Origin of the sequence: Paenibacillus sp. JNUCC32 (assembly GCF_014863545.1) — a bacterium.
Classification (GTDB): Bacteria; Bacillota; Bacilli; order Paenibacillales; family Paenibacillaceae; genus Paenibacillus_AQ; species Paenibacillus_AQ lautus_A.
Genome location: NZ_CP062260.1, coordinates 5,452,260 through 5,465,322, shown reverse-complemented (window position 1 = coordinate 5,465,322; position 13,063 = coordinate 5,452,260). Strand labels below are relative to the sequence as shown.

Genomic DNA, 13,063 nt, shown 5'->3' with positions numbered 1-13,063 from the left:
TGCACACTTGATAGGGAGCTGTGGGGCGGTGCGTATATCGTCTCCGGTCGCTGTTAAAATCGGGAAGCTGGAATGGGACAAGCTGTGCGACGAACGGAATACTCTATTAGATCTACAAGCCTATCTTTTTATAGTTCAAGTTTCCTATATTAGCCGTTATAATGATGAAGACGGAAGTTATAGGAAAAATACTAGAAGTAAGGTGGCTTGAATCTATGAAACGATCACTCCAACGATCGAGAAAATGGCTGATTCTGCCTGCGGCTATGCTGATCGCAGCAGTCTTATCGGCCCCCGATGCCCATGCAGCTGACGTTCAGCAGCTGACGGGAGATCGAACGAAGCAGGATATCCTGAATAAATGGCAGCAGTACAAACCCATGGATACCGGCACATCCTACATGGGGCCTGAACGAATTTACATGGAATCGCCAAGCGTCGCCGTACCCTATAAGGCAGGGACGATAAAACCGGAATATATCGAGGACGGCATTCGCGCCGTCAACTTTGTAAGGTACCTATCCGGCCTGCCCGATGACGTGACGGCCAACCCTTCGCTTGCAGGGCAACAGCAGGCGGCAGCGCTTGTAAACGCTCTGCATCAAAAGCTGAGCCATTATCCAACCATGCCGGCCGGCATGGACGATTCGCTGTACGCTTCAGCGAAGGAAGGAGCGAGGACAAGCAACCTTTACGGAGGCAGCCCGACCTTTTATGACAATGTCCTTGGTTATATGGCGGATAGCGGGGCTACGAATATCGATCGCGTCGGACACCGCCGGTGGATCATCAATCCGGAGATGAAACAGACCATGTTCGGTATGGTACATACCGCCAACAACGTTGCCTATGCGTCGATGTACTCGATGGACAAGGGCCGCCCGGCTTCCGAAGTTCAGTATGATTACATCGCCTGGCCGTCTGCAGGATATTTTCCGGAAGAGGTTTTTAAGACAAACGATCCATGGTCGGTGTCGTTGAACCCGCAAAAGTATGACCGGACAAGAACGGATCAGATTCAAGTGAAATTGACCCGTGTCAGGGACGGGAAAGAGTGGAGCTTTGACAAAAGCGACAACGATAAATCGGGCAAATATTTCAATGTGCAGACCAGCTATTACGGCGTGCCGTTTGCCGTCATTTTTAGGCCTGACGGCATAGGCGATTTTGCGTCGGACGATGCCTTCACCGTTCAGATCACGGGTCTATATACCGCTTCCGGAAGCGCGGCACAGGTTGAGTTCACCACGACGTTTTTCAAAATGATGCCTGGTTTGTTGGCCCGCTACGATATTCAGCTTCAAAAGGGGGAAACCCTTCAAATGGGCCTCACCGACGGACTGCAGACCAGCGGCAATACGTTCAAAAGCGGAGATAACCGGATCGTGGAGATTGATGCAAACGGCAAGGTCAAAGCCGTAGGCAAGGGATCGACATGGATCTCTGTCAATGATTATCTGGAGTCAAGAAGCCGGGTCCACGTTAACGTGAATGACGGTCCGGCTGATGGCAAAGTGAGTAACTGGGCTCAAGCGGATTACATGAAGGCAAAAGCGAATGGCATTATCGGCTGGCCGTTTGACCGATCCTACCAGCAGCCGATTACCAGAGTGGAGTTTACGGAGATGGCGGTACATATGATCGAGACCATGCTGGGACAGGATCTTTATATGGACGTCACCGGCGTTAAGACCCCGTTTAAGGACGTCGATGATTGGACCGTGACGTGGGCAAACCAAAACGGTATCATCAACGGCACATCGCCGCAATCCTTCTCGCCGCGAGCGACCATCACCAGAGAACAGGCTGCCGCGCTGATCCTTCAGGTGTATGCCAAGACGAATGAATTGAAAGGCAGAGCGGCATCAACCGGATCCGTTTCGGCTTCTCGGTTCGCGGACGACAGCAGCATCTCGCCATGGGCGAAGGAACAAGTATACCAAGCGATAAACCTCTCTTTAATGAACGGCATGGCCAAGAATCAGTTCAACCCGAAAGGGGAGCTCACCTTTGAGCAGACGTATGTGCTGCTGTTAAATTGCTTTGAAATGCTGATGGAAAAGTAAGTCCTTAAATCCGATATCAAATGCAACACGCATGATCGGGAGTGGCTGACCTCGACGTTAGCGGGCGCGATCGTTAACGCGCTTGAGCACGAAATGCGTTGATGCAATCGATGAGGACCAAGCTCTCTTACGGAGAGTTTGGTCTTTTTTGTCTGATAAAAATAGAACAAATCTACACATCCACTGCGCCTGCCCCCGGCATCGACCGCACATATCCATGCAATTTCAGGCATTGTCATTCTCAAGCGAACCGGTGCTGATATAATTGAAGAACAAGCGAGCGAAAAGGAGAGTGCGGGAGGGTGCTGAACCGAATACGATCCCTGTTTCCACACAAGCTGAAATACCGTCTGTTTGCCGCGTTCGTTCTGGTCATACTGCTGCCTTTCGGCATTTTGAATTTGTACAACTACCAGCGGATTGAGACCTTGGTCCAGGAGAAAATCAGCCAGCAGAGCCACAGCCAGCTGGAGCAGATGTATCGAACGCTGGAGGATCAGTTGAGCGTAGCCTTCAAAACGCTGATATTTCTGGAGCAGGATTCGACGGTGGCCTCCGTGCTGACCCATCCCGGACAGCGGCAGGGGCTCGAGAACAAAAACCTGATGGAGGAAAAGTTCAAAAATTTGAACAACAGCTTTTTCCTATATAATCCGTCAGTCTACTTCACGATTCTCGACTTTCATGGCAACGCTTACACTTCTTATTCTCCCAGGGAGGCCCTCGATTACAGGAAACTGCGGGACAACCCTGGCTTTGATAGGGAACAGATGGATGGCGTGTCGTATCATTGGGTTTCCAGCGATGCGAACTACGTGCTGCGGGATATCTCGACGAGTCCTTACCTGCTGTCGCTGTACGCTTACATGGAAACTCCCCGCAACAAGCCGTACGGCATGGCCCGGATCAGCATCGACTACTCCTTCTGGTTTCAATCGGTATTGAAGCAGTCGACGCTGCGGCAGGAGTATTTCTTGATTACGAGCGCTGGCGAGAACGTATCCCAATCGATCTTGAACAGCAGTCTGACCGGCGAGGTGAAAGCCAGGATTGCGGCCGAGCCCAGGCAGAAGTATTTTATCGATAAAACCTCCAACACCCTGGTGAATTACATTTACGTGGAATCGCTGGATTGGTATATCGTGAACCGGATTCCGCTGACGGTGCTCTTTAACGAGATCGAGGAGCTGAAGGGCCAATATTTCATGACCTTTTTCCTGCTGACCGGCGCTTTCCTCATCATGACCTTCATTATTGCCGCCACGATTACCCGGCCGTTATCCCATTTGCAGAATAAGATGAAGGCGGTTGTCCGCAACAATCTGAAGATCCGTCTGCCGGAGCACAAGTTCCGGGGCGAGATTCTGGAGCTGACGCAGACGTTCAATTCCATGCTCAACGACATGGATATGCTGATTCAGCGATTGAAGGCCGAGGAAAGGCAGAAGGAAGCGGTGCATTTTCATATGCTGCTGGCTCAGATGAACCCGCATTTTCTGCTCAATACGCTAAATACGGTCAAGTGGAGTGCCATTCGCCACGGGAATGAGGATATCACGAATATCACCCTGTCTCTGGGCAAGCTGCTGGAGGCGAGCCTGAATACGGAGAAGGATCTGGTGCACCTGAAGGATGAAATCGAGCTGGTGCAGGCTTACGTCCATATTCAGCAGGTGCGTTATAATCACCGTTTTGACGTGACCTTTGCGTATGATGAGGACATCCTCTATGCGCTTGTGCCCAAGCTCTGCCTGCAGCCGCTCGTGGAGAATGCCATCCTACACGGAATCGGGCCGCTGCCGGAGCAGGAGGGTCTCATTGAAATTACGGTTACCCGGGAGGGACCGAATCGATTGGCGGTGGAGATCAAGGACAACGGCGTCGGCATGGAGCAGTCCCGGCAGGCGGGCGGAATGCGTAAACGTCCGGGCATCGGTCTCAACAATGTCCAAGAGCTGCTGCGGCTGCTATTTAAGGAAGAGGGCAGCATGGAGATTATTTCTTCGGAGCGGGGAACGCGAATTCGATTTTCTATCCCGCTGTTAATCTCAACGCCTTATCAGAACGATCACTTGATTTCATCATAACGGGCAGATTATTCGCCTCTGGCCTATGTAGGCTTGGAACCGGATTGAAAGCTGCGAGGAGGAGAGACCTATGTGGAAGGTGCTGCTGGTGGAGGATGAGGTGTTTGTGCGAGAGTCCGTGCGGGAGATCATCGCGTGGGAGGAGCTTGGATTCAAGGTGGCGGGAGAGGCAGGCAACGGCGCCGAAGCGCTGGAGATGATCCGGAGCAATCCGCCCGATCTCGTGCTGACCGATATCGTGATGCCGGAGATGGACGGCGTGGAGCTCCTCCGCAGAACCCGGGAAGAAGGGTATGCCTCAAAGTTCGTGATGCTGACCTGCATGAGTGAATTCGAGTATGTCCGGCAAGCGATGGAATACGGGGCATCCAACTATATCCTGAAGCTGTCGATGAGCGTGAATACGCTGAGGGAGACGCTGCACAAAATGAATGCCGAGCTGACCAAGAGTAACCCGAGCCCGAACCCAAGCCAACCTGTTTCGATTCCGGTCGCGTCCACGGAGACGGTGCCGCCACAACCGGCGCATCATGCCTCCCCCGAGGAAATCACGTCGCACCCGGAAGTACAGAAAATATTGCAGTACATCCATGAGCACTACGAGCAGGACATTACGGTAAAATCGATGTCGGGCTACGTGATGATGGGCGAGAATTACGTCAGCGCGCTCTTCAAGAAAAAGACCGGACGCACCTTGATTCATTATTTGCACCAGGTCCGGGTGGATAAAGCCATCGCGTATTTGCTTCAAACCGACCTCCCTGTTCACGAGATCGGCCTTCGGGTGGGGTTCGTGAACGACAATTATTTTATAAAGATATTCAAGCGGTTGACCGGCTTCACGCCGAGCAAATACAGACAACACAACAAAGACGCTAAATAGAACGATTCCATGCAGGGCATAGGATTCGCCGAAACAGGAATTCCATCGTTTTGTTCCATTATCTGAATGGATATGTAGCTTAAAAGCGGCTCCCGTTCCCTGCTACGATGAGAGGGCATCACACCAATATGATTCTCGGGGAGGTCTCTAATGTGAGAAATAAAAAAGGATGGGCGATGCTTCTCATCGGCGTATTGCTAATGGGTCTTCTTGCAGGCTGCAGCGGCAAAACAGCGTCATCCGCGAATGAGGGACAAGGAACGGACAATTCGAAAGCGCCTTCATCAGGCGATCCGGTCAAACTAACCATGTGGGGCGGCGTACCGCCGGAGGCCGGACCGCAAGAGGTCATCGACGCGTGGAATGCCGAGCATCCCGATATTCAAGTCGAGTATGTCCGCTACGTCAATGACGATGACGGGAACCTGAAGCTCGATACAGCCATGATTACAGGGCAGGATGTCGACCTGTTCGTGAATTACACGCTTTCTCAAACGTCCAAACGGGTGGAGTCCAATTTGGCCTTGGATCTGAGCCAATTCGACGATTACAATATCGACGAGAAAATGGGGCCCGACGCCGAAGGCTGGAAAATCAACGGGAAGTATTACGGGATGCCGACCACGAAAAGCGCCTTCTTCGTCGCGCTGAACAAGGATGCCCTTGATGCGGCCGGCCTGCCCGTTCCGAAGGACTGGACGTGGGATGAACTGCGCGAATATGCCAAGAAGCTCAAAGTCGGCAATAACTACGGATTTATTCAAAATATGGAGCCGTTCGTCGATCCGATTGATTCGGTGTTATCGCAAGAGGGGTACACCAAGGCGGACGGAACTTCGAATCTGGACCACCCGCTGGTCAAAAAATGGCTGGAAACCCTGAACGTCATGATGAAGGAGGACAAGACCACGCCGCCGCTCGGAGAGCAGCTGACTTCCAAAATGCCGGTGGAGCAAGTGTTCCTGAGCGGGGAAGTGCCTATGCTGAATATCGGGGCTTGGCTGCTGCGAAGCTCGAATAACTTTACGGACTTCCCGCGCGACTTCACCATCGCGTTCGCCCAAGTGCCGAGATTAACGGACAGTGCGGACAGCTACGTGACAAGGGGCGGACTCGGTGATTACATCTCCATTAATGCCAAATCCAAAAAACAAGCGGAAGCTTGGGAATTCCTGAAGTGGTATGCGGACGGAGGCATGGCTCCTATGGCTGCGGGCGGAAGATTGCCGGCTTCGAAGGACGCCGATCAGGATGAGGCGTTAAACAACCTGCTCGGTGATAAGAAAGACACGTATGACCTGGATTCCTTGATGCACGTCTTGTTCGAAGACAAAACGCCTACGTACGTTAGGAGCTTGCCGCAAGAGGTGATGGATATGCGGGCTCAGGAGTATGAGAAGTATTTCCTTAACGCCCAATCGCTCGATCAAACGCTGGAGGCCATGGTGAACCGGCACAATACGTTTTTAAAAGAAGGCAAATAAGGAGCTGTCGGCTCCAATAGAAGGGGACTATCGCTTCGGGCGGCGGTCCCCTTTTTGTTCGGCTTCGACACTGCCTATCTCGGCATGATCCGGGCTGGGGAGTTGATTGCCGCTTTTTTCTCGTCAGCCATAGAACAAATCTACGGAGACGTTGAAATTCACACCCCTGCAATTGCATACTTCTGTAGCATAAATTCAAAGGTTTTGTTCCTTATCCCCGCTTGGTCCCGACTGCTATGCTTGAGATGAAAAAGACCAAGAGGAGTGGGGCTATGTGAAAACATCCTGGATGAAACGGCAACAGTATCTCGGCTATCTGTTTATAGGGCCAAACATGGTCGGCGTGATGCTGTTTTTTATTGTGCCAGCCTTGTATTCGTTCTATCTCATGTTTACGGACTACAAATTTATGAGCTCGGACACGAAGTTCGTGGGCCTGGCCAACATTCAAAAAATGCTGGGCGACGAGGTCTTCTACATTTCGATCAAAAATACGCTGTTCTTTCTGTTATCCGTTCCTATATCGATCGGACTGGCTTTCATCGTTGCCGTGGTTCTGAACCGCTCGGTGTATTTAAAAAAGCTGCTCCGCGCCTTATATTTCATGCCTTACATCACCAGCGGCGTCGCCGTGGCTTTCGTATGGATGCTGCTGTTCCATCCGAATAACGGCCCGATCAACGGAATCCTCAAGTCGTTCGGGATAACCAATCCCCCGGGATGGCTGTCCACCATGGATTCGTCCATGTATGCCATCGACATCATCTGGATCTGGTTCATGCTCGGTTATAACATGATCATCTACCTGGCCGCGCTGCAGGAGGTCTCAACGGAGCTGCTGGAGGCTGCCAAAATCGACGGGGCCCGCGCCTGGCAAACGGTTCGCAGCATCCTGTGGCCGCTCGTCAGCCCCACGACCTTCCTGCTGCTTATTACCGGTCTCATTATGACCATCAAGCAGTTCGGGATCATTCAAGCCATTACGCAAGGGGGCCCGGGCAACAGCACCACCGTGTTATCCCTGTTCATATACCAGAATGCCTTCCGCTACTACGAAATGGGTTATGCATCCGCGATCTCCTGGGCGCTGTTCTTGATCATCATGATCTTCACCGTCATTCAATGGATCGGCCAGAAGCGCTGGGTTCACTATTAAGGAGGAAGGACAATGACCAAAGCCTTATACACCAAAATAATCGTCACGTTCATTATGCTGTTCTTCAGCGTGGTTATGATCGTTCCTTTCCTCTGGATGATCAGCACCTCGTTCAAGATGCCGGCGGAAGTATTCCAGTACCCGATTAAGTGGATTCCCGCCCAATTCATGTGGGATCATCATGTGAAAGTGTGGACCGGAGCGAACAGCTTTGGCCACTACTACCTCAACTCGCTTAAAGTCGCCTTGATCAGCACCGTCGGCGCGGTATTGCTGTCCGCTTTAGCCGCTTACGGTTTTGCCCGGATCGAGTTCAAGGGACGGAATGCCATGTTCATGATCTATTTGTCGATGATGATGGTCCCTCCTCAGGTCCTGTTTGTGCCGAAGTTCATCATGTTCGACTGGGTCGGCATTTACAACACGCATTGGGCTCTGATATTGCCGGGCGTATTCACGATATTCGGGGTGTTCATGATGCGGCAGTTCTTCCTCTCCGTACCGCATGAAATTTCGGAAGCTGCCTTTATCGACGGAGCAGGACATTTCCGCATTTTTTCCCGGATCATTCTGCCGATGGCGAAACCCTCGCTGGCCACGCTGGCCATTATCGATTTCTCCTGGCACTGGAACGATTACGAGAACGCCTTGGTATTCTTGATCGATCAGGATCTGTATACCGTTCCGCTGGGGCTGCAAAATTTCATCCTCGAAAATACGGTGGATTATAACGGCATGATGGCGGCGGCGACCGCAGGTATCATTCCGATGATTCTCGTGTTCCTGATCGGTCAGAAATATATCATTCAGGGCGTGGCGAGCTCGGCTGTAAAAGGATAGCCCATAATCCATGTTCACAGATGAGCTGGACGAAAATGAAAGGAGAAAGAGCATGAGAAACGAAACGGAAGTAAGCGACATAACGGTGATTGGCGGCGGTTTGGCAGGGGTCTGCGCGGCGGTGGCGGCCGCGAGGCTCGGACAAAAGGTAGCGCTCGTGCAGAACCGCCCGGTTCTGGGCGGCAACTCCAGCAGCGAGGTGCGCGTATGGGTATGCGGCGCGACGGCCCACGGGATCAACCGCTATGCCCGGGAAACCGGCATTATGGGCGAGATGTTCGTGGAGAACCAGTACCGGAATCCGGACGGCAACCCGTATCTATGGGATTTGATCGTGCTGGAGACCGTGCGGGCCGAGCCGAACATCACCCTGTTCTTGAATACGGACGTGCATGAGGTAGAAGCGGACGGAGATTCTGACGCGCGGCAGATCCGTTCGGTTACCGGTTGGATGATGGGCTCGGAGCGGCGCATCCGGTTTGAGAGTCCCGTGTTCCTGGATTGCACGGGGGACGGGCTGGTCGGATTCCTGGCGGGAGCGAAATACCGGCTCGGACGGGAAGCGCGCGATGAATACGGGGAAGAGTGGGCGCCGGAGACGGCGGACGATGTGACACTCGGCAGCACGCTGCTGTTCTACACGAAGGATGCCGGACATCCGGTAAAATTCGTGCCGCCCGTCTTTGCCAAGGATATTACGCAGACGCCGATCCCGATCAAACGGGTCATCCGCAGCGGCGACTCGGGCTGCCATTACTGGTGGATCGAATGGGGCGGCGAGCTCGACACCGTGCATGACAATGAGCGCATCCGCGATGAGCTGTGGTCAGTCATATATGGCATATGGGACTATATCAAAAATTCCGGCAAATTCGATGCCGCCAATATGACGCTGGAGTGGGTCGGCGCTCAGCCGGGCAAGCGGGAATACCGCCGGTTTGTCGGCGACTATGTGCTCACGCAGAACGATATTATGGCCCAAGAGCCGTTCGGGGACCGGGTGGCCTTCGGCGGCTGGTCGATCGATCTGCATCCGCCGCAGGGCATGTACGCCGAAGAGAGCGGCTCGAAGCATATGCATGCGGACGGGAATTACCATATACCGTTCCGCAGCCTGTACTCGGCGAACGTGGCCAACCTGTTGTTCGCCGGGCGCAACATCAGCGCCACCCACGTGGCCTTCGGCACCACGCGGGTGATGGCGACCTGCGCCGTCCTGGGCGAAGCGGCCGGCACGGCGGCGGCGCTGTGCGTCCAGCACAGCCTCTCCCCGCGCGAGCTGTCCCGCAGCCGGAGCGGGGAGCTTGGGCAGACGCTGCTGAAGCAGGATGCCTCCGTGCTCGGGGTTGCAAACCGCGATCCGCTGGATCTGGCCCGAAGCGCCAAGGTCAGCGCATCGTCCCACCTGTCCAGGATCGCGATCGAGGAGGCGGAGGCGCCTTACCCGCTGGAGCGGGACATCGCCGTGCTGATGCCGGCCGATCCGGGGCTGGCGGGCGAGGTGGCATGGCTGGTGGATGCGGAGCAGGAGACCGACATGATGGTGGAGGTTTGGAGCACGGGACGTCCGGAGAATTACGTGCCGGCCGCGTTAGAATTTCGCACCTCCGTCCGGATCATCCCGGGGCAGGGACAGTGGGTCCCCGTCCAGCTGGATTGGCAGCCGGCGGAGCCGCAGAACGCCTTTATCATCGTGCGCAAAAATCCGGATCTGACGCTGTATTTGTCGTCCAAGCCGATGAGCGGGCTGCTTGCCTTCGAACGGGGGGCGCCAGCCCGCGTCTCCAAGGAGTTGGAAGACCATGATGACAGCCAGCCGGTGGTGGAGTGGAGCATGAAGGGGCTGGTCCGCAAGCTGTTCTGCCTGCGGTCGGCGATCGGTTCAAGGGCGTATCAACCGGAGCATGTTATTGATGGATACAAGCGTCCTTACGGCGGTCCGCATATGTGGGTATCGGAGCGAATCGCAGACGGGGAGACGCCTTGGTTGAAGCTGGAGTGGAAGGAAGTGCAGTCGGTCCGCGAGATTCACCTGATCTTCAACGATGATGTCAACGAGGATCTGATCAATCTGCATCATCATCGTACGCCGTTCGACATCATCCCTGAGCTGGTCCGTGCCTACAGACTAGAAGCACTGAATTCGGAAGGGAAGTGGATCACCCTTGCCTCGGAGGCGTTGAACCGCCGCCGGAGAACTGTCCACCGTTTGGAGGAGCCCGTTCCATGCGCGGCGCTTCGATTGGTGGTGGAGCGCACGAACGGCTCTGATTATGCCGAGGTTATTGAAGTGAGGGCTTACGGTTAGTTTTTCAAAGCTAACAGCTCTTGTGTGTATTCAACAGGTGCTTAGCCTGCCTGGATAGGACTTGATGAGCAGACAAGCTTATATGCTAAACCGTAGTCAATACAAACGAAGCAAAGGCAGCCGTTCATCCGGCTGCCTTGTTCAGTTGGGAATGTCGGCGGAAGATCGTCAGTTCTGCTGCAGCATCTCCAAAAATGCTCCTGCCGCCAGCGATGGCGACTGGTGCTTCCGAACGGCGACGCCGATATATCGATCCGGTAACCGAGTATCTGTTCGAAGCTCCAGCAAGGAACCCTCCGCGATGCGGGGCGAGACAAAGGCCCGCGGCAAGAAGGCTGTTCCATAACCGCGCTCGGCAAATTCCGCTAACATGTCCAGGCTGTTCAACTCGAAGTCGGCTTCCACTTCCACCCCTTGCGATCGGAACCACCCTTCGATGAAGGATCGGGTCGAGCTGCCAGGGGATAACAACAAGAGGGGAAGCTCCGTCAATTCTTCCGTCCGTAGAGGCCTGCGAGCCCAATCTGCGAAGGCCGTTCCAACCACGGCGCAATAAGGCGAAGTACGGGAGTCGATGATATGGATTTCCTCGTCCGATACGGGAAGGTGAACAAAGCCGAGATCCAACGAGCCTTTCTTTAAGCGCTCCACGATGCTGCTGGTTCGCTCCTGTGACAGCTGGATGCGGATGTCGGGATAGCGGGCATGGAATCGGTCGAGCAAGGAGAGGAGAAAGTCCTTAACGATAGCCCCGTTCGCGCCGATCCTCAGCCTGCCTTCGCCGAACTGCTTCAGCTTCTTCAAGCGGCGCTCGGCTGAATCGAGTTCGTTGAAGGCTTGCCGGACATGCTGATACAGGGCTTGGCCTTCTTGCGTCAGGCGGACACCCTTGGATAATCGGTCGAACAGGCCCACGCCGAGCGCTTCTTCCAGCTGTTTGATGGCATAACTCACAGAAGGCTGCGTCATATGGAGGTTTTGAGCGGCTTTCGTCAAATTGGACGTCTCGGCGGCATGCAGAAACACCCGATACCATTCGGTGTTGGCGATCATTTGTCATCAATCCTCTCTATGGCATCCCTACGATATTACGATTTCATTTATTTCAACTATACCCTTAAACTAAATGAAAAGGAATCGAAAGTATTCGGGAGGTAGGGACATGGCAGGAAGCACGTTTGGAGAACGATTGAAAATGACTACGTTCGGGGAATCGCACGGAGAAGCAGTCGGCGTCATTTTGGAGGGCGTCACGCCTGGCGTTGAGCTGGATGAGGCCTACATCCAGATTCAGATGGATCGCAGAAGGCCGGGGCAATCCTCCGTTACGACTCCCCGCAAGGAATACGATAAGATCCGCATTGTATCCGGGCTATTCGACGGGAAAACCACGGGCACGCCACTGTGCATCATGCTGAACAACACCGACATGCGCCCGTCGGCATACGACACCATCAAATCGGCCTATCGGCCCGGGCACGCGGATTTCACTTATGAGAAAAAATACGGGATACGCGACTATCGAGGAAGCGGAAGAGCTTCGGGAAGGGAGACGGCTGCGCGAGTGGCTGCCGGTGCCGTGGCGCGCAAGCTTCTGGAACGTCGGGGGGTCTCGATCCTGGCCTATACGACTGAGATCGGCGGCATCCGATGCGAGCAATTCGACGTCGATGCCATCGAACGCAATGCTGTACGGGCATGTGATCCTGAAGCGGCCGTTCGCATGATCGAGAGGATAGAACGACTGGCCGAAGAGGGCGACAGCTGCGGGGGAATCGTCGAGTGCCGTATCAGCGGAATCGCTGCGGGATTGGGAGAACCCGTATTCGACAAGCTTGACGCTGAGCTGGCGAAGGCGATGTTGTCCGTGGGAGCGATTAAGGGCATCGAATTCGGGACGGGCTTCCAAGCCGCCTCCATGCGGGGAAGCGAACATAACGACCAGATGGACGCGGAGGGATTTCGGACGAACCATGCCGGCGGGATCATCGGCGGGATCAGCACCGGGGCGGACATCGTGTTCCGAGTCGTCGTCAAGCCGACTTCCTCCATTTCGATTCCCCAACGGACAGTCGATGTGGAGGGTAATGAACGGGAGATAACGACGATCGGCAGGCACGATCCCTGCATCTGTCCCCGTGTCGTACCCGTGATCGAAGCGATGGCTTGCATGGTCATCGAGGATCATTACAAACGTCAAGCCGCTTTGCATGACGAATAGCCATGAACAGCATACGGC

9 protein-coding genes are annotated in these 13,063 nt (G+C 54.3%); 8 read left to right on the top strand and 1 reads right to left on the bottom strand.

Annotated elements, in window-relative coordinates; translation table 11 throughout:
• Window positions 1–215: 215 nt before the first annotated feature.
• The 7 genes from JNUCC32_RS24045 to JNUCC32_RS24015 all read left to right on the top strand — a co-directional run bounded on the left by JNUCC32_RS24045 (window position 216) and on the right by JNUCC32_RS24015 (window position 10,824).
• On the top strand, window positions 216–2,066 hold the full coding sequence (locus JNUCC32_RS24045; protein WP_192570092.1) for an S-layer homology domain-containing protein: 1,851 nt from the start codon (window positions 216–218) through the stop codon (window positions 2,064–2,066).
• Between the two features lie 302 nt (window positions 2,067–2,368).
• Complete coding sequence (locus JNUCC32_RS24040; RefSeq protein ID WP_192570091.1) at window positions 2,369–4,153, top strand: sensor histidine kinase; 1,785 nt, start codon at window positions 2,369–2,371, stop codon at window positions 4,151–4,153.
• 70 nt (window positions 4,154–4,223) lie between these two features.
• Window positions 4,224–5,036, top strand: a complete 813-nt coding sequence (locus tag JNUCC32_RS24035) for a response regulator (RefSeq protein ID WP_192570090.1) — start codon at window positions 4,224–4,226, stop codon at window positions 5,034–5,036.
• A gap of 152 nt (window positions 5,037–5,188) precedes the next feature.
• Window positions 5,189–6,520, top strand: coding sequence for an ABC transporter substrate-binding protein (locus JNUCC32_RS24030; RefSeq protein ID WP_192570089.1), 1,332 nt, complete (start codon window positions 5,189–5,191; stop codon window positions 6,518–6,520).
• Window positions 6,521–6,794: 274 nt separating this feature from the next.
• Entirely contained in the window at window positions 6,795–7,676 is an 882-nt protein-coding gene (locus tag JNUCC32_RS24025; protein ID WP_009593631.1) for a carbohydrate ABC transporter permease, read from the top strand.
• A 12-nt stretch (window positions 7,677–7,688) separates the two neighbouring features.
• Complete coding sequence (locus JNUCC32_RS24020; RefSeq protein WP_012818444.1) at window positions 7,689–8,516, top strand: carbohydrate ABC transporter permease; 828 nt, start codon at window positions 7,689–7,691, stop codon at window positions 8,514–8,516.
• 52 nt (window positions 8,517–8,568) lie between these two features.
• The gene (locus JNUCC32_RS24015; protein WP_192570088.1) at window positions 8,569–10,824 is read left to right on the top strand and encodes an FAD-dependent oxidoreductase; all 2,256 of its coding nucleotides are present in this window, start codon (window positions 8,569–8,571) and stop codon (window positions 10,822–10,824) included.
• Between the two features lie 168 nt (window positions 10,825–10,992).
• On the opposite strand, the gene JNUCC32_RS24010 is transcribed toward JNUCC32_RS24015, so the two are convergent.
• Window positions 10,993–11,877: a LysR family transcriptional regulator gene (locus tag JNUCC32_RS24010; RefSeq protein WP_192570087.1), complete on the bottom strand. Its 885-nt coding sequence runs from the start codon at window positions 11,875–11,877 to the stop codon at window positions 10,993–10,995.
• A 109-nt stretch (window positions 11,878–11,986) separates the two neighbouring features.
• On the opposite strand from JNUCC32_RS24010, the gene aroC reads away from it, so the two are divergent.
• Entirely contained in the window at window positions 11,987–13,045 is a 1,059-nt protein-coding gene (gene aroC, locus JNUCC32_RS24005) for a chorismate synthase (RefSeq protein WP_192570086.1), read from the top strand.
• Window positions 13,046–13,063: the final 18 nt, after the last annotated feature.

What these genes read in the sequence shown, in the direction of transcription:
- JNUCC32_RS24010 (WP_192570087.1), bottom strand. Translation starts at nt 11,877, where the DNA reads ATGATCGCCAACACCGAATGGTATCGGGTGTTTCTGCATGCCGCCGAG.
- JNUCC32_RS24035 (WP_192570090.1), top strand. Translation starts at nt 4,224, where the DNA reads ATGTGGAAGGTGCTGCTGGTGGAGGATGAGGTGTTTGTGCGAGAGTCC.
- JNUCC32_RS24015 (WP_192570088.1), top strand. Translation starts at nt 8,569, where the DNA reads ATGAGAAACGAAACGGAAGTAAGCGACATAACGGTGATTGGCGGCGGT.
- aroC (WP_192570086.1), top strand. Translation starts at nt 11,987, where the DNA reads ATGGCAGGAAGCACGTTTGGAGAACGATTGAAAATGACTACGTTCGGG.
- JNUCC32_RS24020 (WP_012818444.1), top strand. Translation starts at nt 7,689, where the DNA reads ATGACCAAAGCCTTATACACCAAAATAATCGTCACGTTCATTATGCTG.
- JNUCC32_RS24045 (WP_192570092.1), top strand. Translation starts at nt 216, where the DNA reads ATGAAACGATCACTCCAACGATCGAGAAAATGGCTGATTCTGCCTGCG.